This is a genomic window from Streptomyces sp. R11 (assembly GCF_041051905.1).
Taxonomy (GTDB): Bacteria; Actinomycetota; Actinomycetes; order Streptomycetales; family Streptomycetaceae; genus Streptomyces.
On sequence record NZ_CP163432.1, the window covers coordinates 1,015,809 to 1,040,703 of the forward strand.

The following is a 24,895-nucleotide window of genomic DNA, read 5'->3' on the forward strand; positions in this document are numbered from 1 at the left end:
TCCTCCACGGGAGAACCTCGCGTATGGAGACCGTATACACACGAGGTTCCTCCGAGCAAGTGAAGACCCGGGAAATTATCCTGCACACCCCCATGGTCACCGCAACTTTTGCTGTTGGCCATCCCGATGGCGCATACCCCGTCCATGCGCGGGCATGCGCACGGGTGAACAGGTGGCCCACAGCGGCAGGTCAATCCCTGCGGGACTCGCCCACGGCCGGGTGACCATCCGGAGGGGTGCGATCCAGGTACGACATGTCCACTGCCGCAAACCCTGCGTACACGTGGGGTTCATCACGCGCCGGGGCCACTAGGCTGCGGATCTGCCGCGCGAACAGTCCGCTCCGGTTTGCGCGCACGCCGAGCCGCCGTCGACGGAAGCGAGTTGAACCTTGAACTTCCTTACCATCGGTCACCGCGGAGTCATGGGTGTCGAACCCGAGAACACCCTCCGTTCGTTCGTCGCCGCCCAGCAGGCCGGCCTCGACGCCATCGAACTCGATCTCCACCTGAGCAAGGACGGCGCCCTCGTCGTCATGCACGACACCGATGTGGACCGCACGACCGACGGCACCGGCGCGATCGCCGACAAGACCCTCGCCGAGCTGCGCGCCCTGGACGCGGGCCGCGGCGAACGCGTCCCGGTCTTCGAAGAGGTCCTCGACGCCGTGAAGTCGCCGCTGCAGGCCGAGATCAAGGACGTCGCGGCGGCCCGGGCGCTCGCCGAGGTGATGACCAAGCGGGACCTGGTCTCCCGGGTCGAGGTGTCCTCGTTCCACGACGACGCCGTCGCCGAGATCGCCCGCCTCGTACCCGGCGTACGGACCGCGCTGATCGCCAGCCGCTACGGCACCGACGTCGTGGACCGTGCCGTCGAGGTCGGCGCGGCGACAGTCTGCCTCAACATCCGCCGGCTGACCCTGGAGGTCGTGGAGCACGCCCGCAAGGCGGACCTCAGGATCATCGGCTGGGTGGTCAACACCCAGGACCACCTGCGTCTCGTACGAGCCCTGGAACTGGACGGCGCGACCACCGACTACCCGGAGATCAAGCGCACCGGCCGTTTCACGGCCTGAACGTCCACCGCATGAACGTCACGCCAGCTCCTTGACCAGCAGCTCGAACTGCAGGTCGGCGCGCTGCGGGATGCCGAAGCGCTCATCGCCGTACGGGAACGGGGTCATCCGTCCCGTACGGCGGTAGCCGCGCCGCTCGTACCAGGCGATAAGGTCGTTCCGTACGGAGATCACGGTCATGTGCATCTCGGTGACGCCCCAGGTCGCGCGGGCCTGCTGCTCCGCCTCCGCGATGATCACCTTGCCGAGTCCGGCGCCCTGGAGTGCAGGGCTGACCGCGAACATCCCGAAGTAGGCGTGGGCGCCGCGGTGTTCGAGCTGGCAGCAGGCCACCAGTTGCCCGTGCTGCTCGACTGTGAGCAGTCGGCTGTCGGGCGACTTGATGACCGCCAGCACGCCCTCCGGGTCGGTCCGCTGGCCTTCGAGGATGTCGGCCTCGGTCGTCCACCCGACCCGGCTGGAGTCCCCGCGGTAAGCGGACTCGATCAGCGCGACCAGCGTGTCCACGTCGGCGTCGGTGGCGTCACGGAACGTGAGTCCGTCGGCGGTGGTCGCGGTGGTGTCCATGGGGTGCTTCTCCACTTCTCGGGCACGACTCGGGCACCGCTGAGCGTAACGCGCCGCTAGGATCCCGCTGCATGGTGCACGTACTGAGCGGACGGACCCTGCTTCACCCCACCGACCCCGAGCGCTCCCGTGTCTTCTACGGCGAACAGCTGGGCCTGGTCGTCCATCGCGAGTTCGGAACGGGGCCGGAGCGCGGCACCGTGTACTTCCTCGGCGGTGGCTTCCTGGAGGTCTCCGGCCGTTCCGAGACCCCGCCGTCGCCGGCCGTCCGGCTGTGGCTGCAGGTGGAGGACCTGGCGGCCGCCCACGACGAGCTGCGGGACAAGGGTGTCGAGATCGTCCGGCCGCCGGTGAAGGAGCCCTGGGGTCTCGTCGAGATGTGGATCGCCGATCCGGACGGGACGCAGATCGTGCTGGTGGAGGTGCCGGCGGATCACCCGCTGCGGTACCGGCCCGGAATCTAGGGCCGGTGTTGCCAGCCTCTGTCGGTGCGGGTCAGTTCCCGGAAGCCGGCCGAGGCCAGGCGGTCGGTCATCGTGCCGTCGGTGGCCCGTTCATGGGCGAGGAGGCGGTCCACACCGCACAGCCGCAGCCAGTCGGCGGCCTCACCGAGCAGCCGGTGCTCCAGGCCCTCGCCGTACGCCGACGGGTCGATGTGCAGGTTGCCGATGTCGGCGAGGCCCGTGCCGCGCGCGTGGCGTTCGGGGCGGGACAGGGTCGTGTCGACCTCGATGAAGCCGAGGGCGCACCCCTCGGCGTACGCCGTGAAGCGCGTGCCGCACTCCCCCAGCGTGCGGTCTACGGTCTCGCCCGGCCGCGGTTGGTGGGTCGGCAGGTCGGCCACGCGCGCGATCAGGATCACCTCGGTGTCTCCGATGTGCCGGAAGCCCGCGCGCTCGTAGCGGGCGCGGATGTGCGGCCAGGTGCGGGGCAGGCCGTAGACGGCCGGGGCGGGGAGCTCGCCGCTCGCGTACCGGGCGCGCACGTTCCAGCGGGCCAGCTGGGCCAGGCAGGCGTTCATCAGCAGGTCGGTGGCCTCGTCGGAGTCCGGCCAGAAGGAGGCCGGCGGACGGCACACGAACCAGTCGATCTCACCGATGTCCCGGTAGGTCCCGCCCACCTCGTCGTCCGCCCGGTAGCGCAGCAGATGGGCGGCGGCCACGACGTGGTGGCGCTGCTCGGCGACGAGGGTCACGCGCTCGCCGACCCAGGGGTCGGTGATGAACTCGTCCGGCTGTCGCTCAAGAGCACTGAGCACCGTGTTCACGGAGACGGAGACGGCGGGAACCACCGCGGCGACGTGCATGTTGATCAGTTCGGTGAGCTGGTCGCGGTCGGCACGGCGAAAGGGACGCACCTCGGGCGCAGGCATGCGGGACCTCCGGTCGGAGAACGGTGTCGGGAGGCCGCCACGCGGTGCGGTACGGGGTCGAGGGTACGACGGTGGCGGCGCCGGGCTCCAGTGGAATTCCGCCGGATGGCCGGGGCCGTGGGAGGGGCTTAGCGTGCTGGAGGGGGTTTCGTGCGGGAGGAGCGCCATGAAGCTCGACAAGCCGGTGACCGGCGGGCCCTGCTGGACCGAGCTCGGGACCAGCGACGTGGCCGCGGCCCAGGAGTTCTACGAGGGGTTGTTCGGCTGGCGCGCCGAGACCGATCCGCGTCAGGAGGCGGGCGGCTACACCGTCGCGCACCTCGGGGACGCGGCGGTGGCCGCGCTGACGCCGCTGTACCAGGAGGGGCAGCCGGTGGCGTGGAACGTGTCGTTCGCGGTGCGGGACGCGGACGCCGCCGCCGTGCAGGTGACGGAGGCCGGCGGCACTGTGCTGGTCGGCCCGATGGACGTGTTCGACGTGGGCCGCTTCGCGGTGGCCGCGGACCCGACGGGTGCGGTCTTCCAGCTCTGGCAGGCCCGGTCGTTCCCCGGCGCGGGGGTGCTCAGCGCACCCGGCGCGCTGGGCTGGGTGGAACTGCTGACCCGGGCGCCCGAACGGGCCGTGGAGTTCTACACGACGGTGTTCGGCTGGAGCGTCAACGCCTCGGAGCACTACACGCAGTGGGGCATCGACGGCGACGACTTCGGCGGCATGCTGACGATGGACGACAAGTTCCCGCACGAGGTGCCCGCGCACTGGCTGCCGTACTTCGCCGTGGTGGACGTGGACGGCATGGCTGCGGACGCGACTGAGGCGGGCGGCACCGTTCTCATGGAGCCCACCGCTGTCCCCGACGGACCGCGGATCGCCGTACTGCGGGACCCGCAGGGAGCGGTGTTCGGCGTGTACCGCGCGGCCGACGAGAAGTGACACGACCGACGGGGCGTCGAAACCGCCCGCGATCGGTCAGCCGCGCAGCGCCCCCAACTGGCCCTCCAGCCGGCCGAGCAACTCGCTCAGCAAGGACGCCAGTTCGTCCTGGCCCTGCGGGTCGACACCGGACAGTACGGCCGTCTCGTACGCGAGCTGTTCGGGCAGGATGCCGTCGACCAGGTCGCGGCCCGTGTCAGTGAGACGGACATGGGCGACGCGACGGTCGCGGGTGTCGCCGCGGCGCTCCACCAGGCCGCGCTCGGTCAGCTGCTTGAGGCGTTTGGTGACGGCGGCGCCCGAGGAGAATGTCTCCCGGGCGAGTTCGCTGGGGGTCAGTTCGTGGCCGGTGCGGCGCAGCGCGCCGAGCAGGTCGAACTCGGGGCGGCTGAGACCCGCCCGGCGCAGGGGGGCGTCCTCGGCCTGCTGGAGCAGGGCGGCACAGCGGTTGATGCGGCCGATGATCTCCATCGGGGCGGTGTCGAGGTCGGGGTGGACGGTCTGCCACTGCCGGACCACGGCGGCCACCGTGTCCCGTCTCGTCCCGGTCGGCCCGCCGTTCGTCGCCGTCATGGCCGTACACCCTCCGTCGTGTCGCCTGTGCGCTGGTCCGGGCGCGGTCCCTGGCTACGCCCCGTGGCCGCGAGCGTACGGGGTCCGCTCCGCTCGGCGCGCACGACCCGCTGCCACCGCCGGTCCGGTACGACCACCGCGGCGACGAGGCCGACCAGCGCGCCGACCAGGGTGTCCACGACCCGCTCGGTGATCAGCCGGCCGGGCTCCTGGAACCCTGCGAACTCGGTGATGAGCAGCGCCATCGGGGTCACGCAGACGCTGCCGAGCCAGTAGTTGCGGCTGATCAGCGCCTCGGCACCGAAGTTGAGGGCGAGGCAGCACACGACGAGGGCGATCTCGCCGGTGTGGGCGAGTGGGACAAGCGCGGCGAAGAGGAGGACGCCCAGCAGGTTGCCGATGACCCGCTGGACGCCACGGCCCCAGGTGAGGGTGAGGTTGGCCTGGTACAGACACGCCGCGGTGACCAGGGCCCAGTACGGGCGGCCGACCCCCAGGGCGAGCGAGGCGTATCCGGCGAGGGCGCAGCCGAGGGCGGTGCGTACGGCGAGCGGGGTCAGGGGGGCGAGGCGGTGCCGCAACGGGGTGGCGGGCGAGGTGAGTTCGCTCCCGATGTTCGCGAGGTCGTCGACCTCTGGCACGGGCCGGGTGCCCCGCACCTGCCGGGCCCAGGTGCGCAGGAGCGCGGGGTCGGCGTCGGCAGGGGCGGCGAGGGCGACCTCGGCGCGGACGACGAGGCGTTCGAGCGCGCGGCGCGTGCCACCGGCGCGGCCGGGGCGGCCGGGGCGGCCCGCGGAGTGCAGCGCCTGCCGGGCGGCGTGCACGGCTGCGGCAGCTGAGGCGTGGGCACCGGCGCGGTGGTCGCCCTGGCTGCGCTGGCCGCTCTGGCTGCTCTGCCTGCTCTGCCTGCTCTGCCTGCTCTGCCTGCTCTGCCTGCTCTGGCTGCTCGTCGCGCCTGTACCCCCGGTGCCGCCCGTCTCGACGTACCCGGCGGCCGCGTTCAGGGCACCCGCCGTGGCCCGGCGTTCCGGGCCGTGCGGTCGCAGCAGGCCCGGTGCCATGCCGACGAGCCAGGCCCACGCGGCGGCCGTGGCGGCAAGACCGACGTGGCCGGGGATCTGGACGAAGGTCTGCGGGGCGAACAGGGCGGCGGAGCTGATGAAGGTGAGCACCACGTTGCCCGGCGGACCGATACGGGTCGCGTCGCACAGCACCTTCTGCACGGCGGCCAGTACCGCGCCCACGGTGACCAGTACGACGGCGCTGCTGGTGAGCGAGGCCGCGACCAGCGCCGTGGCAAGGCCGCCGAGCATGCCGAGCGCGACCCATGCCAAGGCGCGCGCCCGGGCGGCGTAGGGGCGGTTGTGGGCGTAGAGCGCGCACAGGGATCCGGCCATCGTGTACATCGCCAGGTCCAGCCGGCCGAGGAGCAGCAGGGCGACGTTGGGCGGGGCGACCGAGACGACCACGCTCAGGGCGGGCTTGAACCAGATGTCCGACGGCCGGCCGAGACGCAGCGCGCCGACGAGCGGATGGCAGCTGCTCGTATCCGTCACCAGTTTCACATCCATCACCTTAGCAAGTGTTTTACTTGTAAATAATACAGATGGAGCGGGACGTGTGACGCGGTACGCCCTGCCGTGCTCCGCCGAATGCTCCCCGCGTACACCCTTGCGCTCGCATGCGCGCCGGACGTCCGGGGCATCGACGGACTGTCCGACACCGTCGAGCGGGAGGTGCGCGTGCACGGACCGGCTTCGTACGGCTGGCTGCTGGTCGCGCTGTGTGCGGCGACCGGGACCTACTGCCTGCTGCGGATGCGCAGCCATGTCGAGGAGCAGCGCCGGGCCGCGGGCGGCGAGGCGCTGATGGGCTTCGGGATGGCAGCGATGGCGGTGCCTGCCGCGGTGTTCACGCCGCCGACGTGGGCCTGGCCCCTCTACGCGGCCGTGTTCGGCGCCGCGGCCCTGCAGGCCCTGTGGTCGGCCCGGGCGGGCGCACACCATCTGCACCACCTGGTGGGCGCCTCGGCCATGGTCTACATGGCGGTCGCGATGGCAGCCTCACCCGGCCGTCACGGCGGGCACGGCGATTTCGGCATCCCGCTCCTCACGGGCGCTCTGCTCCTGTACTTCACGGGCTACGTGCTGCTGTCCGGCGTCCGGTTGGTGCCCGTGGCCGTCGCTGCCGGGGGCGGAGGCGTCGGATGGGGCGACCGGCCTGAGCTGGCGCGGGCCTGCCGGCTGTCGATGGGGATCGCCATGGTTGCGATGCTGCTGGCTCTCTGAAGTGCCGCTGATGCCCTGAAGAGCCGCCGGCTCTGTGCACCTGCGCCCGTGGTCTGTGTCACTTGCCGCTGCGGTCCGTACCGCTGAGCCGTGCGGCGCTCATAGGGTGCTGCCCATGATGGTCCCCGCGGCACTGTTGCTGCTCGGCGCCCTGACCGCCGTAGTCGCCCCTCGGATGCTCGCCCGGGCCGACTGGCCGGACCGTGAACCGGTGGTCGCGCTGTGGGCGTGGCAGTGCGTGGTGGCGGCCGTACTCCTGTGCTGTGCCCTGTCAATGACGCTCAGTGCGGCGGCCGCGTGGCAGGCGGTGCGCGGCCATGTGTTCGCCCCGGCGCCGAGTGCCGTGGTGGAGGCGTACGCGCTCGGGGTGGGCGGTCCGTGGGCGGCGACCACCGCGGTGACGCTCGCGTGCGGTGGGCTGTGGACCGTGGCGATGCTGGTGCGCGAGGTCGCACGCGCGCGTGGCCGGCGTCGGCGGCGACGGGCCGAACTCCTCGTGCGCGCCCCCCTGTTGCCCGGCGAGACGACCGGGAACGACGGGCTGATGATCCTGGAGGGCGAGCGTTCGGACGCCTGGTGGCTGCCCGGTGCGGCGCCCCGGCTCGTCATCACCACCGCCGCGCTGCGCCGTCTGAAGGGGCGGCAGCTGGACGCCGTACTCGCCCATGAGCAGGGGCACGCACAGGCCCGGCACGACTGGCTGCTGCACTCCTCGGGTGCGCTGGCGGGCGGGTTTCCGCAGGTGCCGGTCTTCGCCGCGTTCCGCGACGAGATGCACCGGCTGGTCGAACTCGCCGCCGACGACATGGCGTCCCGCCGCTTCGGCCGGCTCACGACGGCCCTCGCCCTGGTCGAACTCAACGAGGACCGGGGCGTGTTCGGCCCCTCCCCGACCGACCGGGCGCAGGTGCCGCAGCGTGTGCACCGGCTGCTGGCTCCCCCGGACCGGCTCACGGCCGGCAGGCGGCTCCGGCTGACGGCGGCTGCCGCTCTGGTGCCGGTGGTACCGGTACTGGTGGCGTTCGTCCCGGGGTTGCGGGCGCTGGGATAGCCGGGGCGGCTGACGGGTACCCGGTCCGGTCCGGGGGTGCGTCCCCGGGGGCCGCCCCGTATGCGCGGGACGGCCCGGTACCCCTGTGGCGGGCGTCGCAAATGCATCCCCCGCATTGGCCTCTCGCCCCATCCGTCGGCGAGGATCGCACTATGCACACCCAGTCCGTCGAATCCCCGCCCCGCCCGCCGGCCGAGCGCAGGACCGTCAGCTGGGCCGGCGCCCTGGCCGTGGGCTCCGCGCTGCTGCTCGCCCTGGTCGCGCTGCGGTGGCACCCGCTGATGACCCTCGACAGCGATGTCGCGCGGACCACACACCGCTGGGCGGTCGACGAGAGCGGCGTCACGCAGGCGTTCCGCATCCTGACGGACTGGGTCTGGGATCCGTGGACGATGCGCCTGCTGACGTTCGCGGTCGCGATCTGGCTGGTGTGGCGCAGAGCCGCGCGATGGACGGCCGTATGGCTGGTGGCCACATGTGCGCTCGCCACACTGGTCCAGCAGGCCCTGAAGGCCCTGGTCGACCGCCCGCGCCCCGTGTGGCCCGATCCCGTCGACTCCGCCCATTACGCCGCCTACCCCTCCGGCCACGCCATGACGGCCACGGTCGTCTGCGGCCTCCTGTTGTGGCTGCTGCATCACTACGGCGCCGACCGGGCCCTGTGGCGTGCGGCCGTCGCCGTGGCCGCGATCTCCGTGGCCGGCGTCGGGCTGACCCGGGTGTGGCTCGGCGTCCACTGGGCCACGGACGTCATGGGCGGCTGGCTGCTGGGCGCGCTGGTCGTGGTGCTGGCGGTGCGGGCACACGCCCGCTGGGTGAGCTGAACCGTCCGCACCGTCCGTCCGGTCTCCCGCGGCGATCTTCCCGCGCCGTGACATACGGCCCCGTAGGATCCGCTGCATGACCGCAGTTCTGTTCGATTTCTCCGGAACCCTCTTCCGCGTCGAGTCCACCGAGTCATGGCTGCGCGGAGCTCTCGCCGAGGCCCGGATGGAGCTCGCCGAGGCCGAGTTGGTCGAGGCCGCGCAGGCGCTGGAGGCCATGGGCGCCCTGCCGGGCGGGGTTGATCCGTCCTGGCTGCCCGAGGACGTCGCGAGTGTCTGGGGCGTGCGGGACAAGAGCGCGGAGCTGCACCGGGCCGCCTACACCGGGCTCTCCCGGCATGTGCCGCTCCCCGACGACCGGTTGCACGACCTGCTCTACGACCGCCACATGGCACCGGCCGCGTGGGGCCCGTACCCGGACGCCGTCGACGTGCTGCGGGCGCTGCGTGAGCGCGGCGTCGGCGTCGGGGTGGTGAGCAACATCGGCTGGGATCTGCGGCCGGTGTTCCGCGAGCACGGTCTCGATCCGTACGTCGACACGTACGTGCTGTCGTACGAGCACGGCATCCAGAAGCCCGACCCCCGCCTGTTCGAGGCGGCCTGTGCGGCGCTGGACGCCGATCCGCGCGACGTCGTCATGGTCGGCGACAACCGGCGGGCCGACGGCGGCGCGGCGGCGCTGGGCTGTGCGGTGCACTTCGTGGACCATCTACCGGCCGACCAACGGCCGGACGCGCTGCGGGCGGTGCTGGATCTCGTGGGCGCCGCCCCGCGGGCGAACGGTTCCGGCCCCGGGGCGAACAAGTAGCCTCCGGCCACCATTCGGATACAGGGGTCGGGTCCGCCCTGGACGATCCCCCGTGTCGCCCAGGGCAGACAGCAACCCCGACCAGGCCCTCCACGGGCCGGACCGGACGCGTTGAGTATAGTTGGCTGGCAGCCAGTCAACGCAGGAGTCCAGCATGTCCCCGCGCAGCGCCTCGGTCAATGAAGAGTTGCGGCGGCGTTCCCGGGAGCGGCTTCTGCAGGCGGCGGTGGAGCTGGTCAGCGAGCGCGGTTACGACGCGACGACGCTCGGTGACATCGCGGACAGAGCGGGCTCGGCCCGCGGCCTGGTGTCGTACTACTTCCCCGGCAAACGCCAGCTCGTGCAGTCCGCCGTGCACCGGCTGATGCACCGCACGCTGGAGGAGGCGCTGGAGCGCGAGCCGCACACCGAGGACGGGCGGGAGCGGATGGCCAGGGCCGTCGACGCGATCCTGGGCCTGGCCCGGGACCGGCCCGTGCTGATGCGCCAGCACATGGCGGGAATCCTGCAGGCCGAGGGCTTCGTGCAGTGCCCGGAGCAGCGGCGCCTGGCCGAGCTGCTGCGGGACACCTGCGTGCGGTACGGCTCACCGGACGCGGACGCCGACTACCCGATGCTCCGCGCGCTGCTCATGGGCGCGGTCTACGCGGCGCTGGTGCCCGGGGTGCCGATGCCCGTGCCGGTGCTGCGGGCCGAGTTGTTCAAGCGCTACGGGCTGGACCGGGGGCTGGGAGTCCCGCCGGACTCGGGGGCCGTGCCCGGCGGGACGTGCGACACGGACCTGTCGCGGTTCTTCGCGACCGGGTCCGCACCCGGCTGCCCTGAGGGTCAGTCGAAGTAGTCCGGCTGCGTCTGGACGTTGAGTTCGCGCATGTGGACCCAGCGGGCCGGGGCCGTGCGCCGGTCGTCGATCTTCAGGACGTCGAAGCCCCGGGCGTACTCATTGGAGTAGATGTAGCCGTTGTAGTAGTACGCCGACCACGAGCCGCCCGACTTGATCGTGTCCGTGGTGAGCGGGCCGCGGTCGAAGTAGGCGATCTCCTTCGGGTTGTCCGAGTCGGTGAACTCCCAGACGGAGATGCCGCCCTGGTACCAGGCCTGGACCATGATGTCGCGCCCCTTGACCGGGATCAGCGAGCCGTTGTGGGCGACGCAGTTCTCGGTGTCCGCCTGGTGACGGGGGATCTTGAAGTAGCTGCGGAAGACGAGCTTGCGCTTGTCACCCTTTCCGACGATGTCGTAGATGCCGTCGGCACCGCGGTCCGGGCCGATCTCCGCGTTGCAGGTGGCCGCGCTGCCGCCGCCCAACTCGTCGGTGAAGACGACCTTGTTCGCCTTCTGATTGAAGGTCGCCGAGTGCCAGAACGCGAAGTTCACGTCGTCCCTGACCTGGTCGATGACCTTCGGGCGCTCCGGGTCCTTGATGGACAGCAGGATGCCGTCGCCCATGCAGGCGCCGGCGGCCAGGTCCTTCGAGGGCAGCACCGTGATGTCGTGGCAGCCGGTGGTCTTGCGGACGCCGCCGGGCGGACCCGGGTTGCCGCCACCGTCCGGGCCCTCACCGGGGAAGAGCACCGGGAAGTCCACGACCGCCGCCTTCTCGGGCGCGTGGCGCGGCACCTTGATGATGGAGATGCCGTCGTGCGGCGGCTGGCAGTCGGGGTAGCCGGCGTCGGGCGAGTACGAGGAGACGTAGACGTACACGTTCCTGCGCTCGGGCACCAGCGTGTGGGTGTGGGAGCCGCAGGCGGTCTCGACGGCGGCGACATACCTGGGGTTCTTCTTGTCGCTGATGTCGAAGACCTTCATGCCCTCCCACGAGGACTTCTCGGTCGCGGGCTGGGTGGTGCTGTTGCAACTGCTGTCGCTGCGCGAGGAGTCGGTGGACAGGAACAGCAGGTCCCCGGAGACGGAGACGTCGTTCTGCGAGCCCGGGCACAGGACCTGGGCGATGGCCCTGGGCGCCCTCGGGTTGCTGATGTCGAAGACGTTGAAGCCGTCGTAGTTGCCGGCGAAGGCGTACCTGCCCTGGAAGGCGATGTCCGAGTTGGTGCCCTGCAGCGCGTCCTTGGGGACGTGGGCCAGGTGTTGGATGTTGTCGGAGTGGACGATCTCGTTCTGGCCGGGTATCTCGCCGTCCGCGAGGGCCTCGCGCACCTCGGCCCGGGTGCTCTCGGAGACCTCCTTCTCCGCGACGGGGCCGTCCCCCGGGTCGGGGGTCGCGACAGCCGGCTGCGCGGTGAGCAGCGCGGCCAGGAGCCCGGCGGCGGCAGCAGCACCCGCAAGGCGTCTGCGTCGCGTTCGGGGATTACTGAACAGGGTCACTGTTTTCCTCCCTTGTGCCGTTCACACTGGAACGGTTCATGCACGCCCGAGTATCGTCTTCATCATGCACATTTCAAGAGCGGGCAATAGACATGTAACGAAAGCGCCTTGCCGCCGGGCGCGCTTCGCTACGGCCTCCCTGGCCGCCCTGACCGTGCTCGTGCTCGGCGGCTGCGACTCCGATTCCGACGCCAAGTCGGCCTCGCAGAGCGGGCCTTCGGTCATCGTGCCGGGCAAGCCCGGGGAGTCGAACCGGGTGCTGTCCGCCGAGGAGGCGGCACGGCAGCGCGCCGAGGACGACTCCCCCAACTCGGCGGACGTCTCCTACGCGCGGATGATGATCGAGCACCACTCCCAGGCCCTGAAGATGACCGAACTCGCCCCCGACCGGGCCGAATCGACGCAGGTGAGGAAGCTGGCCGAGCGCATCGGCGCCGCGCAGGGCCCGGAGATCACAGCCATGAAGGGCTGGCTGAAGAACCACGGCAAGACCGAGAAGAGCGACGGCCACCAGCACGGGTCCATGCCCGGCATGGCGACCGAGGCTCAGCTGGACAAGCTGCGGGCCGCCCGGGGGAAGGCGTTCGACCAGCTCTTCCTCACTCTGATGATCACCCATCACGACGGGGCGGTCACCATGGCCACCGACGTGAAGGGGCAGGGCAACAACATCCAGATCGAGGAGATGGCCGACGAGGTGGTCGCTCAGCAGACGAGTGAGGTCACGCGGATGCGGGACATGCTCTGACCTTGACTTTTAACCCGTTCGGCGGGGTTTGGTGCCGACCTTGTGGTGGGCGGGCCTCTGGTAGGGCTGGCCGGTGGCGAGGACTCTGCCCACATCATGACGGGTGGCGGGGCGCCGGTTCTTCGAGCCCGTCGGCCGTCCGGGGCCGGGGCGGCAGGGTTTGGGTGCACCCGCTGGTAGAGCCGCCTTCGTGCGGAGGTTTCTGAACCCTCGTCGGACGCGGGCTGGGGTGAGTCGTTCGGGCGGGGCCGGCTTCTCCCAGGGGTGCCGCAGGTCCTTCACGAGCGGCCGGGCGAGCCGGAGCTGGGTGTGGGCGGCGATGACGAGCCATGTCCAGCGGTCCGCCGCTTCGGGGGTTCGGACCTTCGGACAGGTCCAGCCCAGGGTCTGCTTCCAGAACCTGAAGGTGTGCTCAACATCGAATCTTCGCAGGAAGACCTGCCAGCAACGGTCGACGTCGGCTGCGGCAGCGCCGGTCTTGGACCACCACAGCCAGATCGGCTTCGGCTCCCCTCCGGAGGGCAGGTGCTCAACCTGCAGGCGGATCACGGTGCCCTCGATGATGGGCAGTGCGGCGGTGTGGTCGATCCACGCGGACCGGCGGGTCAGCCGCGGGTGGAGCCGGTCCCAGGCCCTGGCGGTGGCGGTGGCCTTGCCGTAGCGGTAGGTGTCGGTCACGGTGACGGCCTGCTCGGTGGCCCAGGTGTCGGGCTTGCCGAAGACGAACTCGCTGCCGTGCTTGGGCGGTCGGCCGCTCTTGGGGTCGTAGACGCGAGGTGGGGTGGGGCGGCGCATCACCCGGTCGGAGCGGAGACGGCCGAGGACCTCGATGGGCAGGTCGGACAGCAGATGGGCTAGACGCGGGGCGTCGTAGCCTGCGTCGACGACGATCAGGATGTCCGGGGCGCCGTCCTGCCACTGCCCGGCGGCGATGAGGCGTTCGACGACCTCGCGGATCTGGGCGGTGGTGACGGCCGCGACGTCGGCGCCGGGCTCGAGGCGGACGGCGTCGAGCACCGCGGTCCACGAGGTCCGTCCGGTCTCCAGCGCGGCGACGATCGAGTAGGGCCAGCCGGGGATCATCAGGTGCTTGTTGTCGCCGTAGCCGTAGGTATGGCAAAAGCACCGGTCAGGCGCGGTATCCGCGTCCGGCCGCAGCCATGGTGACACGTCGACGGCGAGGACCAGGCGGCCGTCGGCCGCCATCGGCAACGGCACCGACACCAGGGCACGCCGCAGCCGGCCCACGTCCAGCCGTCCGCGATTGTGGCCCGCGTACAACGAGCCGTGCCCACGCCGGTGCTCGGCCGCGAGGGCCAGGCCGACCAGCGTCTTCACCGGGCCGTCCGCGCACAGCATCGCGTCGGTGAGCTCGAACAACGCGTCCGCCCTGGCGGTCATGGACGCGTACAACTCCGTCCGGAAGTGTGACAGCAACCCGAACGGCTCCCGCACGGCATCGTGATGCAGCAAACTCACCCCACGGCCTTCGTCGGTCCCGTGCCTCTGTGACGGAGCACAGAATCAAGCGAAGGCCGCCTCTATGTCCGGCAGTTCCCGTCTCGGACGATCAAGTTCGAGGGACTATTCGAGCAGTCGAGGCCACGACCTGGGTGTGGTGGTGCTACTCGGCCCGCCACCAGCCCTGTCCGACATGCCAGTCCCTCACCCAATGCAGGAAATCGCCCCCAGGCTGATCGGACGGGGAGTCGGCATAGGGTGCGGCGCAGCCGTCTCGGAGCCACCACACCCGACCGCGTTGCGGCCCGGTCACCACCAGCGTCCAGTACTCACCGGGCCTGTCGCTGCCCAGCAGCACCGAGCCGTGCTGGTAGGTCTGGTGCAACAAGGGAGAGTGGCGGGTGTGGTCGTAGTAGTCGTACTCCCACTGCCATTCCTCCTCCAGAGGGAAGGGCTGACCGGGCACGCGTGCAGCGGTGCCATCGAACGGCTCCGGGCTCATCCAGCAGTCCGCTTCCCAGACGGCCCAGCTGTCCGGCTTCTCTCCCACAGGCAGCAGACCACCCTCGTCAGGCGGACCGTCGCCAGTACCGTTCGCGATCTCGGCCACGAAGGTGCGATACGGCTCAGGCAACACCACGCCGTGCCTGTGCTCCCATTCCCGAAGCGCCTCCCAGCCCAAAGGGCAGTGACGGACCTCCGCCGGAAAGGTTTCACGCAGGAGGGCTATCGCACCCGACATCACATCTTCCACGCCCTACAGGTATCACCGGCCACCGACACTCTGACCTCGGCCCACAGGACGCAGCCGGTTAAAAGTCAAGCTGACGGCCCCGGCCGCGACGTCCGCCGGCACGGCCGCCGCCGGGGCCGCGCTCAGCGGCCGGCGCGGCGCCGGGTCAGGAAGCCGGCGTCGCGCGCCTGCCCGATCAGCCTGAGCGACTTCCGGCGGTCCTGCCCCGTCGCGCGCATCACCGCGAGGACGGGGTCGACGCCCTGCTCCTGGGCCGCACGGTACTTCTGAGCCACCAGCCACTGCCCCTCGACGCCCCGGGGCCAGGCCGGCACGACGGGACCGGACCCGGCGTCCTCGCCGTCCGCCCCGGACCCGGCCCCGCCCCCGACCCCGCACGCCTCGGAGAGCGGAGCCTCGATCCAGTCGGCGAGCGCCGCGAGGTCGTCGAGGGACAGCGCCGGCTCGGCCCGTACGTCCTCGATGGAGACGCACCCCTCGGACACCACGGCGAGCGCGTCGACCCGGGCACCGTCGCCGAACTCGAGCCGGACCCCGAACCACGCAGTGGCCCCGGCGTCGTCCCGCACTTGCCACGCGGGCCACACGGACACGGCCCCGTCCGTCGCACGGCGATCGGAAAGATTAAGAAAGGATGCTTCCAGCACACACGCAACGTAACCGCATGATCACATTCCATACGAACGAACACGCGTCCCGTACGGCGCACAGCACCCTGTCAGCGGAGCGGAAGGGGTGCGATGCTGGACTCGAGAGCGACTCCTGAAGACCTCGAAGGTCCCTCGGACAAGGAGTTCCGCCGTGCTGCATGTCGCCGTGATCGGCTCCGGGCCGAGTGGGTGCTACACCGCCCAGAGCCTCGTACAGCAGGATCCCGACGCGGTCGTCGACGTCCTGGACCGGTTGCCGTGCCCGTACGGCCTGGTGCGCTACGGAGTGGCGCCGGACCACGAGAAGATCAAGTCTCTCCAGAACAATCTGCGGACCGTCCTGGAGCACGAGCGGGTGCGGTTCCTCGGCGGCGTCCAGATCGGCCCGACGGGGGTGCCGACGGCCCGGCTGCGGGAGCTGTACCACGCCGTCGTGTACTGCGTGGGCGCCGCCACCGACCGGCATCTCGGGATTCCCGGCGAGGACCTGCCGGGCAGCTGGTCGGCGACCGAGTTCGTGTCCTGGTACAGCGCCCATCCGGACGCGATCGACGACGGCTTCGTTCTCGGCGCGCGCTCGGCGGTGGTCATCGGCGTCGGGAACGTCGCGGTCGACGTCACGCGGATGCTCGCCCGGGGCACGGCCGAGCTGAGCCCCACCGACATGCCGCAGGCGGCACTCACCGCCCTCGCCGCGAGCCGGGTGACCGACATCAGCATGGTGGGCCGGCGCGGCCCCTCGCAGGCCCGCTTCACCACCAAGGAGCTCCGCGAGCTGGGCACCCTGCCGGACACCGAAGTGACCGTGGATCCGCAGGAGCTGGCGATCGATCCGGCCTACGCCGACCCCTCCGCACTGCCCGCCCCGCAGCGCCGCAACGTGGAGGCGCTGCGCGTCTGGGCCGAGGCCCCGGCACGGGACGTCGGCCACCGCATCGCGCTGCGCTTCTTCCTGCGCCCAGTCGAACTCCTCGCCGATGCCGGACGCGTGGGCGCGGTCCGCTTCGAGCGGACGGCACCCGACGGGCGGGGCGGAGTGACGGGCACCGGCCGGTACGAGGACATCGAGGCCCAGTTGGTGCTGCGTTCCGTCGGTTATCGCGGAATCCCCCTGGAGGGCCTGCCGTTCGACCCCGCGACCGGCACGGTCCCGCATCTCGCCGGCCGCGTCCTGCGCGAGGGCCTCGTCGCGCAGGGAGAGTACGTGGCCGGCTGGATCAAGCGCGGCCCGACGGGCGTCATCGGCACGAACCGTCCGTGCGCGAAGGAGACGGTGACGTCACTGCTGGAGGACGCCTCCGCACTCGTACAGCGGGAGTTGCCCGAGGATCCGCTCACGGCGCTGCGCGGGGAGGGGATCGACCCGGTCGAGTGGCAGGGGTGGTGCGCGATCGAGCGGGCGGAGGCGGAGCTGGGCGCGTCGCTGGGCAGGGGTGTGGTGAAGCTCCCCGACTGGGAGTCGCTGATGAACGCCGCGCACAGCAACGAAGCAGCAACACCTCCGTAATCAACACTCTGTTCAAGGAGCCTACGGTCTCGCCCATGACCGCAACCGCGCCCGTGCACCCTGTCGACGAGATCCCGCCCAAACGCCAGTTGGCCGCCTTCGGCCTCCAACACGTCCTCGCGATGTACGCGGGCGCCGTCGCCGTCCCCCTCATCGTCGGCGGCGCGATGCAGCTCCCGCCCGCTGACCTGGCGTATCTGATCACCGCCGACCTCCTGGTGTGCGGCATCGCGACGCTGATCCAGTGCATCGGTTTCTGGCGCTTCGGCGTGCGGCTGCCGATCATGCAGGGCTGCACCTTCGCCGCCGTATCGCCGATGGTGCTCATCGGCACCACGGGCGGCGGACTCCCCGCGATCTACGGCTCGGTGATCGTCGCGGGCCTCGCGATCGTGCTGCTGGCGCCGGTCTTCGGGAGGCTGCTCCGATACTTCCCTCCCCTCGTCACCGGCACCGTGATTCTGATCATCGGGCTGTCGCTGCTGCCGGTCGCCGGCAACTGGGCAGCGGGCGGCGCCGGTTCAGCGGACTTCGGGGAGCCGAAGAACCTCGCGCTCGCGGCGTTCGTCCTGGCGGTGGTGCTCGGGGTGCAGCGGTTCGCGCCGGCGTTCCTGAGCCGGATCGCGGTACTGATCGGCATCGTGGTCGGGCTGGCGGTGGCGGTGCCGTTCGGGTTCACGGACTTCGGCGGGGTCGGGGACGCCGACTGGGTCGGGATCAGCACGCCGTTCCACTTCGGGGCGCCCACCTTCGAGTTCTCGGCCATCGTGTCGATGCTGGTGGTGGCGCTGGTGACGATGACCGAGACGACCGGTGACCTGATCGCGGTCGGCGAGATGACGGACCGACGGGTCGAGCCGCGCTCCCTTGCGGACGGCCTGCGCGCCGACGGCCTGTCGACCGTGCTGGGCGGCGTCTTCAACACCTTCCCGTACACGGCGTACGCACAGAACGTGGGCCTCGTCGGCATGACCCGCGTGCGCAGCCGCTGGGTGGTCGCGACCGCGGGCGGCATCCTCGTGCTGCTCGGTCTGCTGCCCAAGCTGGGCGCGGTGGTGGCGGCGATACCGGCTCCGGTGCTGGGCGGCGCGGGCCTGGTGATGTTCGGAACGGTGGCGGCCAGCGGCCTGAGGACTCTCACCCAGGTGGACTTCAAGGGCAACAACAACCTGACGGTGGTGGCCGTTTCCGTGGCCGTGGGCATGCTGCCGGTCGGTGTGCCGACGGTCTACGAGAAGTTCCCGGACTGGTTCCAGACGGTGATGAACAGCGGCATCAGCGCGGGCTGTCTGACGGCGATCGTGCTGAACCTGCTCTTCAACCACCTGCCCGCGAAGGCCGGTTCGGACAGTTCAGGCGCCAAGCCGGGCGGCCTGTCCGGCGGCGGCGTCGAGAAGGGCGTCGAGAAGTCCCGGGAAGAGGCCGTCTAGGTCGTCCTTGCGCAGGCCGTTCATCTTGGCCGTGCCCCGGTAGACCTGCTGGAGAACACCGCTCTCGCGCAGCACCCGGAAGTGATGCGTGGTGGTGGACTTGGTCACGGGCAGGTCGAACTGCGAACAGGAGAGCTCGTCGCCGACGGCGGCGAGCTCTCGCACGATCTGCAGGCGCATCGGGTCGGACAGCGCGTGCAGCACGCCTTCCAGACGGATCTCCTCGCGCGTCGGGTGCGGGAGGTCACGGCTGCTGACAGCGGGGCTGGTCACGGCGGCTCCACTTCGTCGGGTTCCCGCACTCGGGATTCCCCGTGCTCGGTTCCCCCCATTGTACGAGAGCTCTCGTAGTTTGACACTTCCCGTACTACGATGCCTATCGTACGAATCGACCGCTGGTCCCCGTGACGAATGGAGTCCGCCGTGAGTGCGCTCTTCGAGACCTACACCCTGCGCGACGTGACGATCCCGAACCGGGTGTGGATGCCCCCGATGTGCCAGTACTCGGCCGCGCCGGAGGGCCCCGACGCCGGCGTCCCCAACGACTGGCACTTCGCGCACTACGCCGCCCGCGCGGCCGGCGGCACGGGGCTGATCATCGTCGAGGCCACCGGAGTCAGCGCCGAGGGCAGGATCTCCCCGTACGACCTGGGGATCTGGAACGACACCCAGGTCGAGGCGTTCCGCCGGATCACGGGCTTCCTCGTGTCGCAGGGCACGGTTCCGGCGATCCAGCTGGCCCACGCCGGCCGCAAGGCATCGACCGACCGGCCCTGGAAGGGCGGTGCGCCGGTGGGGCCGGACGCCCACGGGTGGCAGCCGGTGGCGCCGAGCGCGGTCCCGTTCGCCGACGGGCACCCGGTGCCGACCGAGCTGACGGTCGCCGAGATCCAGGAGATCGTGGGGCAGTTCGCGGACGCCGCGCGCCGCGCCCTCGCCGCGGGCTTCGAGATCGCCGAGATCCACGGCGCCCACGGCTATCTGATCAACGAGTTCCTCTCCCCGTACTCCAACCACCGCACCGACGAGTACGGCGGCTCGTACGAGAACCGCACCCGTCTCGCCCTCCAGGTCGTGGACGCCGTACGGGAGGTGTGGCCGGACGACAAGCCGCTGTTCTTCCGCATCTCGGCGACCGACTGGCTGGAGGACGACGGCTGGACCGCCGACGACACGGTCCGCTTCGCCGCCGACCTCAAGGCGCACGGCATCGACCTGCTGGACGTGTCGACCGGCGGCAACGCCTCCGGCGCCCGGATCCCCGTCGGCCCGGGCTACCAGGTGCCGTTCGCCGCGCGGGTGAAGGCGGAGACCACGCTGCCGGTCGCCGCGGTGGGGCTGATCACGGACGTCGAGCAGGCCGAGAAGATCATCGCGAACGGCGAGGCGGACGCCGTCCTGCTCGGCCGTGAGCTGCTGCGCAGCCCGTCGTGGGCGCGGCACGCGGCTCGGGAACTGGGCGGGGACGTGCACGTGCCCGACCAGTACCACCGGTCCGTCTGATCCGCCTGATCCGCCTGATCCGTCTGATCACGCGGCGGACGCGGACGATGCCGCATCGCCGGAGGTGGCCGGCAGGTAGCGGGCCAGCATCCGCTCCAGCTGCGGCAGGGCGCGCTGGCCGAACACCGCGAGCGCGATCGACGCCGCGACGCCCGCCCACGCGAACGGCCCGAGCGGCGTGCAACCGAAGAGCTGGCTGAGGCCGGGAATCTGGACCAGCACGGCGAGGGCCGCCGCGGAGCCGAGGGCGGTGACGCGGACCAACGGGCTGCCCCGGCGGTCGGCCAGGGTCTGGGCGAGCTGCGTGCCGACCACGGCGCACAGGGCCATCGTGGTGGAGCGGCGCGCGGTGCCCGGGGTGAAGCGGCCGATCAGCCAGGCGGACGTGGCGCCCAGGGTGGTGGTGAGGGCGCGGTGGCGGATCTTGCGGATCAGGGGTTCGCCGAGGAGTGAGGTGCCCAGTGGCTCGGTGCCTGCGGGTGGCGCTTCGGAACCCGCACCCTGCTTCCCCGCATCCACGTCCTCCGTCGCGGATTCCGCATCGGCTCCTTCCGCCTCCTTCGGCGTCACCGCCACCGCCATGGCCGGGAACAGGTCCGTGAACAGGTTCACCAGCAGCATCTGGCGGGTGGACAGCGGCGCGGCGCCCGAAAGCAGCGTGCCGAGGAGGCCGAAGCCCACCTCGCCGGCGTTGCCGCCGATCAGGATGGCGATGGCGTCGGCGACGCTGTGCCACAGGGCCCGGCCCTCGGCGACCGCCTGGATCAGGACCGTCAGGTCGCCGTTGGTGAGGACGATGTCGGCGGCGTTGCGGGCGGCCGCCGAGCCGCGGGCGTCGAGGCCGACGCCGATGTCGGCGGCGCGGATGGCCGCGGCGTCGTTGGCTCCGTCGCCGACCATGCCTACCACGCGCCCGGCGTCCCGCAGTGCCTCGATGACCTGGAGCTTCTGCTCGGGAGCGACGCGGGCCACGACGCCCATGTCGCGCAGCATCCGGGCGCGTTCCTCGCGGTCCGCGGACGCCAGTTCGTCGCCCGTGACCACGCCGGTGTCCTCGGGCCAGCCCAGTTCGGCGGCGATCGCCCGCGCGGTCTGCGGATGGTCGCCGGTCAGCATGACGGGTCGTACGCCTGCCTCGCGCAGGCCCTCGACCAGGGCTGTGGAGGTGGCTCGCGGTACGTCAGCGAGGGCGAGCAGGCCGGTGAACTCCAGGCCTTCCAGGGGCTGTTCCAGGACGTCCGCGGCGTTGTCCGCCGAGTCGAGCGGGCGCCGGGCCACTGCCAGGACCCGCAGTCCGTCTCCCGCCAGCTCGTGCGCCGCGTCCGATGCCGAGGAGGGCAGGTCGGCGCAGGCGGGCAGCACCGTCTCGGGGGCGCCCTTGACGACGAGTACCGCAGTGCCGTCCTCGGCCTGTCCGACGGCGGCGGCGTAGCCACGGTCGGCCGCGAAGGGCAGGCTCTCGGTCTGGGACCACTCGGGGTCGGGGCCGGCCGCGTCCAGCACGGCCTCGTCGGTGGCGTGCACCGGCCGGTCCGTGTCGCCGTTCAACTGAGGGCAGGCACGTGCCGCGATCCGCAACGTGGCGTCGTGCTCGTCCGGCGTATGCACCTTGCCGTCGGCGTCCGTGACGCGGACCAGGCGCAACTTGTTCTCGGTGAGTGTGCCGGTCTTGTCGAAGCAGATGGTGTCCATCCGGCCGAGCGCCTCAAGGGTGCGCGGGGCGCGGACGAGGACTCCGCCGCGGCTGAGCCGACGGGCGGCGGCCAGCTGGGCGACGGTCGCCACCAGCGGGAGCCCTTCGGGGACCGCGGCGACGGCCACCGCCACGCCGCCGCTGACGGCCCGGTGGATCGGCGTGCCGCGCAGCAGCGACAGCGCGGTCACCCCGGCGCCGCCGGCGAGGGTCCACGGCAGGGCCTTGTCGGTGAGTTCCCGCAGCCTGGCCTGTACTCCGGCGGACGGTGGGGTGCGTGCTGCGAGGGCCACGGCCCGGGCGGCCTCCGTCCGGTCCCCGGTGTCCACCACGATGGCCCGGGCTTGTCCGGCCACCACGGTGGTCCCCTCGAACACCATGGAGCTGCGGTCCGGCACGGCTGCGTCCGGCGTCGGCTCGATCCCCTTGTCGGCCGCCAGGGACTCCCCCGTCAGCGCGGACTCGTCCACCTCCAGCCCGTCCTCCCACACCAGCCGGGCGTCGGCGGGCACCACGTCGTCCGCCCGGAGTTCGATCACGTCGCCGGGGCTCAGCCTGGCGGCGTCCACGACGTGCGGCTGGGACTCGGCTTCCTCGGTGGTGACGCGCGCCTTCTGCTTCTGCTTCGCCACCAGTCCGGACAAGGCCCGCTCGGCCCGCATCCGCTGGACGCCGCCGACCAGGGCGTTCAGGTCGAGCGCGCCGACGACCAGCAGGGCGTCCACGACGGAGCCGAGGATCGCCTCGGCGGCCGAGCCGACGGCCAGCACCGGGGTGAGAGGGTCGTCGAGCTCGCCGCGCACGGCCCGGGCGAGCTGGACCGGCCCGCTCAGCGGTGCGAACAGGGGATGCCGGCCCATCCTGCGGATCGCCTTGCGCGCGCCGCCCGTGACCTGCTCGGGAACGGTCGGCTCCGGGCCCGTCTCGTGCTCCAGCCGTTCGCGGACCTCGGTGTGCTCCAGTTCGTGCCAGGCCACGCGCGGCCGGGGGTGCGGTGCGCGTGCCGTCGCAACCCCGAGAGCCGCGCGCCCACCGGTCAGCAGGGCCCATGCCGCGCTCACGTCGACCGGCGTGTGACGCAGCCCGGGCCACGGCGTGGGGCGCCCGCGCGAGGACTTGCCGATCGCCACCAGGAGCCCTGACAGGGCGGCACCGGACCGGGCCAGCACCTGCGACCTGCGCCCGACGCCGCGCGCGGCCGGGACCGCCCGCAACAGCCGCCACACGTCGGCAAGACCGTGCAGGGCCAGCACGTCGGCGCCCCAGACGACGGCTCCGTCCTGGTCGGTGAGGGCGACGGCCACATCGCCGGCGAGCAGTCCGGCGAGGATGTCCTCGTCGTCCTGCGCCGGCCGCGCGACCGTGACCACGACGCTGTCCTTCTCGGCGCGCAACGCGTTCACCACGTCGCTCAGCGACCGCTCGCCGCGCACCACCTGGTCGGCGAGGCTCGTGAAGTCGGCCAGGGCCGGGTCGTCCACCATGACGACCCGCAGGCCCGCGCGCCGTGCCGCGTCGAGCACGGTCTCCGCCCACGGGTCCGCGTCGGCGCCCGAAGTCCGTAGCGCGCTCGGATGCAGGACGACCGTGTCGGCCATCTCCAGCTGCCGCAGCCGCTCCGGGTCCCGCACCAGGACGCCGTCGCGGGACAGCGCGGAACTCAGTACGGCGTGGAAGGCGGCGGGTCCGTAGCGGGCGGCCTTGGGCGAGCCGGCGAGCACCGCCTCCGCCGCCTCGGTGCCATCGTGCTTGACCAGCAGCATCGCCGCCGCACCCACCAGGCTGCCGGTCTCGGCGTGCGCGGCGTACTCCTGGGCCGGGGAGGTGCGCAGCGGCGGACGCGGGAAGTGTGCCCCGGCCACGCTGGGCCGGTCCGGTGCGGAGACCTCGTCGTGGACCTTGTCGAAGGCCGCCACGCGAGCCACTGTCTCCGCCAGCTGGAGCGAGCGCAGCATGCCGTCGAGCACGAGAGCGGTCGGCGTCCGGCCGGCCCCGTGGACAGCGGCGTTCGCCATGGCCAGCACCATGTCCATCCGGGAGCGGCCGATCCTGGCCCGCAGCCAGCCCCGGAAGCGCGGGTTCTCCCGCAGGAGCGTCACCAGCGCGGTCACCGACCGGGGCGTGGTCGGCAGGCGCAGGGCGTAGCCGGCGAACGCCGCCGCGATGCCCACCCCGTCGGCGGCGAGTGTCGTGGCGGCGGCCCGCACCCCGGCGGGGTCGGCGGGGTGGGTGATCTCGTCCACCGAATTGTCGGTCCGGGCCAGCCCGTGCCGCGCCGCGATCTCGACCGCGCTGTCCACCACCTGGTCGCCGGCCGACTCCTCGACGGCGGTCACCACGAGGCGGCTCAGCCCGCCGTCCCAGTAGGCGAGCGCCACGTCGGGCCGCTCCATCAGCGTCGCGGCGACCTTGCGGGCGGCGTGCTCCAGCCCGCCCTCCAGCCGTACCCGCTCCGGCGCCTCGGGCCGCAGGGCGAGATGGGTACGGGCGCCGGACCGCCAGGGTTGTGGGCGAAGGGGCAGCGAGTTGCGGGCGACGCGCACCGCACGCGCAGCGCTGTCGGCACCCCGTACCCCGGCCCGGGCCGTTCCGGCGACCGCCCCCGCGGCGATTCCCACCGCGGGGGCCGCTCCTCGGGCGAGCAGCCGGGGGCCGGCCGCGACCATCTCGGCCGCGGCGGCTGTCGGACGTGTGAGCAGTCCCAGAACCATCGCTCGCCTCGCAGCTCGTTCGACGTCGGCTCCCGTACGGCCGGGTTCCCGCAAAACGGCATGTCATCCGCGCACGGGCGACGCAAGGGATCTCTCGGGTCGTGCCTCCTGGCCGAGAGCGATCACCCTGAGGCGCAGCCCGTCCCGTTGAGCGTGAAGCCGCCCGGCGCCGCGCTGTTCCCGGACGAAGCCGTACTGGCCGGCGAGCGTGTCGTACTCGGTGCCGTTGTACATGTCCGGTCCGGAGCCCGTGCACCGGTGCACCGCCACCAGGACCGCCGGGTCGGCGGTGACGTTGTCCGGCACATACACGTACATCCGCAGGTTGCTGGGGTTGGTGCCGAAGTCGGTGACCTCGGTCAGCGTCGCGGTCGGCACCGCATCGGCGGCGTCGGTGCGGGCGGCGGCCGTGGGGGCGGCGACGAGCAGGGTCGCCAACAGCGGCAGGAGGGCGGCGAGCAGCGTCCGGAGCTTCCTGTCGCGGTCGTGCGGATGGGGGTGGGCACGTCCTTGTCCCTTCTGGTCGCGGGAGGGGCCTCACGGAGAGGCATCGCGACATGGACACGCTCATCATGGCAGCGCTTCCACCCTCGCTCCCGCGCTCGGCCCATGAGAGCCCTTACC

22 protein-coding genes and 1 pseudogene are annotated in these 24,895 nt (G+C 71.8%); 12 read left to right on the plus strand and 11 right to left on the minus strand.

Going from position 1 to position 24,895, the window contains the following annotated elements:
• Window positions 1–391: 391 nt before the first annotated feature.
• Window positions 392–1,075 (plus strand): glycerophosphodiester phosphodiesterase, encoded by a 684-nt coding sequence (locus AB5J55_RS04675; protein ID WP_369269426.1) that lies wholly within the window; start codon window positions 392–394, stop codon window positions 1,073–1,075.
• Window positions 1,076–1,093: 18 nt separating this feature from the next.
• On the opposite strand, the gene AB5J55_RS04680 is transcribed toward AB5J55_RS04675, so the two are convergent.
• Window positions 1,094–1,642 (minus strand): GNAT family N-acetyltransferase, encoded by a 549-nt coding sequence (locus tag AB5J55_RS04680; protein WP_369269427.1) that lies wholly within the window; start codon window positions 1,640–1,642, stop codon window positions 1,094–1,096.
• Window positions 1,643–1,713: 71 nt separating this feature from the next.
• On the opposite strand from AB5J55_RS04680, the gene AB5J55_RS04685 reads away from it, so the two are divergent.
• Entirely contained in the window at window positions 1,714–2,106 is a 393-nt protein-coding gene (locus AB5J55_RS04685; RefSeq protein ID WP_369269428.1) for a VOC family protein, read from the plus strand.
• Here AB5J55_RS04685 and AB5J55_RS04690 read toward each other — a convergent pair.
• Window positions 2,103–3,014: an N-acetyltransferase gene (locus AB5J55_RS04690; protein ID WP_369269429.1), complete on the minus strand. Its 912-nt coding sequence runs from the start codon at window positions 3,012–3,014 to the stop codon at window positions 2,103–2,105. The two genes, AB5J55_RS04685 and AB5J55_RS04690, sit on opposite strands and share 4 nt — an antisense overlap.
• Window positions 3,015–3,180: 166 nt before the next feature.
• On the opposite strand from AB5J55_RS04690, the gene AB5J55_RS04695 reads away from it, so the two are divergent.
• Window positions 3,181–3,945: a VOC family protein gene (locus AB5J55_RS04695; RefSeq protein ID WP_369269430.1), complete on the plus strand. Its 765-nt coding sequence runs from the start codon at window positions 3,181–3,183 to the stop codon at window positions 3,943–3,945.
• 36 nt (window positions 3,946–3,981) lie between these two features.
• On the opposite strand, the gene AB5J55_RS04700 is transcribed toward AB5J55_RS04695, so the two are convergent.
• Window positions 3,982–4,518, minus strand: a complete 537-nt coding sequence (locus AB5J55_RS04700; RefSeq protein WP_369269431.1) for a MarR family winged helix-turn-helix transcriptional regulator — start codon at window positions 4,516–4,518, stop codon at window positions 3,982–3,984.
• Window positions 4,515–6,083 (minus strand): FUSC family protein, encoded by a 1,569-nt coding sequence (locus AB5J55_RS04705; protein ID WP_369269432.1) that lies wholly within the window; start codon window positions 6,081–6,083, stop codon window positions 4,515–4,517. The genes AB5J55_RS04700 and AB5J55_RS04705 overlap by 4 nt, the downstream gene beginning before the upstream one ends.
• A gap of 177 nt (window positions 6,084–6,260) precedes the next feature.
• On the opposite strand from AB5J55_RS04705, the gene AB5J55_RS04710 reads away from it, so the two are divergent.
• The 5 genes from AB5J55_RS04710 (at window position 6,261) to AB5J55_RS04730 (ending at window position 10,330) form a co-directional block, all read left to right on the plus strand.
• Window positions 6,261–6,806, plus strand: a complete 546-nt coding sequence (locus AB5J55_RS04710) for a DUF5134 domain-containing protein (RefSeq protein WP_369276093.1) — start codon at window positions 6,261–6,263, stop codon at window positions 6,804–6,806.
• Between the two features lie 115 nt (window positions 6,807–6,921).
• Entirely contained in the window at window positions 6,922–7,857 is a 936-nt protein-coding gene (locus AB5J55_RS04715) for a M56 family metallopeptidase (RefSeq protein ID WP_369269433.1), read from the plus strand.
• Between the two features lie 152 nt (window positions 7,858–8,009).
• Window positions 8,010–8,681 (plus strand): phosphatase PAP2 family protein, encoded by a 672-nt coding sequence (locus AB5J55_RS04720; RefSeq protein WP_369269434.1) that lies wholly within the window; start codon window positions 8,010–8,012, stop codon window positions 8,679–8,681.
• Window positions 8,682–8,757: 76 nt separating this feature from the next.
• Window positions 8,758–9,489: an HAD family hydrolase gene (locus AB5J55_RS04725; RefSeq protein ID WP_369269435.1), complete on the plus strand. Its 732-nt coding sequence runs from the start codon at window positions 8,758–8,760 to the stop codon at window positions 9,487–9,489.
• Window positions 9,490–9,643: 154 nt separating this feature from the next.
• On the plus strand, window positions 9,644–10,330 hold the full coding sequence (locus AB5J55_RS04730; RefSeq protein WP_369269436.1) for a TetR/AcrR family transcriptional regulator: 687 nt from the start codon (window positions 9,644–9,646) through the stop codon (window positions 10,328–10,330).
• Here AB5J55_RS04730 and AB5J55_RS04735 read toward each other — a convergent pair.
• Window positions 10,318–11,814, minus strand: a complete 1,497-nt coding sequence (locus AB5J55_RS04735; RefSeq protein ID WP_369269437.1) for an LVIVD repeat-containing protein — start codon at window positions 11,812–11,814, stop codon at window positions 10,318–10,320. The genes AB5J55_RS04730 and AB5J55_RS04735 overlap by 13 nt on opposite strands.
• Window positions 11,815–11,878: 64 nt before the next feature.
• Between AB5J55_RS04735 and AB5J55_RS04740 the strand changes: the two genes are divergently transcribed.
• Window positions 11,879–12,562, plus strand: coding sequence for a DUF305 domain-containing protein (locus AB5J55_RS04740; RefSeq protein WP_369269438.1), 684 nt, complete (start codon window positions 11,879–11,881; stop codon window positions 12,560–12,562).
• 9 nt (window positions 12,563–12,571) lie between these two features.
• Here the strand turns inward: AB5J55_RS04740 and AB5J55_RS04745 are convergent, their stop codons facing one another.
• The 3 genes from AB5J55_RS04745 to AB5J55_RS04755 all read right to left on the minus strand — a co-directional run bounded on the left by AB5J55_RS04745 (window position 12,572) and on the right by AB5J55_RS04755 (window position 15,370).
• On the minus strand, window positions 12,572–14,041 hold the full coding sequence (locus AB5J55_RS04745; protein ID WP_369269439.1) for an NF041680 family putative transposase: 1,470 nt from the start codon (window positions 14,039–14,041) through the stop codon (window positions 12,572–12,574).
• Between the two features lie 145 nt (window positions 14,042–14,186).
• Window positions 14,187–14,777: an SMI1/KNR4 family protein gene (locus AB5J55_RS04750; RefSeq protein ID WP_369269440.1), complete on the minus strand. Its 591-nt coding sequence runs from the start codon at window positions 14,775–14,777 to the stop codon at window positions 14,187–14,189.
• Window positions 14,778–14,899: 122 nt separating this feature from the next.
• Window positions 14,900–15,370, minus strand: coding sequence for a DUF6214 family protein (locus AB5J55_RS04755; RefSeq protein WP_369269441.1), 471 nt, complete (start codon window positions 15,368–15,370; stop codon window positions 14,900–14,902).
• A 208-nt stretch (window positions 15,371–15,578) separates the two neighbouring features.
• On the opposite strand from AB5J55_RS04755, the gene AB5J55_RS04760 reads away from it, so the two are divergent.
• Both AB5J55_RS04760 and AB5J55_RS04765 read left to right on the plus strand, forming a co-directional pair.
• The gene (locus AB5J55_RS04760) at window positions 15,579–16,934 is read left to right on the plus strand and encodes an FAD-dependent oxidoreductase (RefSeq protein ID WP_369269442.1); all 1,356 of its coding nucleotides are present in this window, start codon (window positions 15,579–15,581) and stop codon (window positions 16,932–16,934) included.
• A 35-nt stretch (window positions 16,935–16,969) separates the two neighbouring features.
• Window positions 16,970–18,364 (plus strand): nucleobase:cation symporter-2 family protein, encoded by a 1,395-nt coding sequence (locus AB5J55_RS04765; RefSeq protein WP_369269443.1) that lies wholly within the window; start codon window positions 16,970–16,972, stop codon window positions 18,362–18,364.
• On the opposite strand, the gene AB5J55_RS04770 is transcribed toward AB5J55_RS04765, so the two are convergent.
• A complete protein-coding gene (locus AB5J55_RS04770) occupies window positions 18,287–18,637 on the minus strand; it encodes an ArsR/SmtB family transcription factor (RefSeq protein WP_369269444.1) in 351 nt (116 codons plus the stop codon). The genes AB5J55_RS04765 and AB5J55_RS04770 overlap by 78 nt on opposite strands.
• A 150-nt stretch (window positions 18,638–18,787) precedes the next feature.
• Between AB5J55_RS04770 and AB5J55_RS04775 the strand changes: the two genes are divergently transcribed.
• Window positions 18,788–19,867, plus strand: coding sequence for an NADH:flavin oxidoreductase/NADH oxidase (locus tag AB5J55_RS04775; protein ID WP_369269445.1), 1,080 nt, complete (start codon window positions 18,788–18,790; stop codon window positions 19,865–19,867).
• A gap of 27 nt (window positions 19,868–19,894) precedes the next feature.
• On the opposite strand, the gene AB5J55_RS04780 is transcribed toward AB5J55_RS04775, so the two are convergent.
• Complete coding sequence (locus AB5J55_RS04780) at window positions 19,895–24,271, minus strand: HAD-IC family P-type ATPase (RefSeq protein WP_369269446.1); 4,377 nt, start codon at window positions 24,269–24,271, stop codon at window positions 19,895–19,897.
• Between the two features lie 183 nt (window positions 24,272–24,454).
• Window positions 24,455–24,777: pseudogene (locus AB5J55_RS04785) on the minus strand (esterase); the annotation flags it as partial.
• Window positions 24,778–24,895 lie beyond the last annotated feature (118 nt).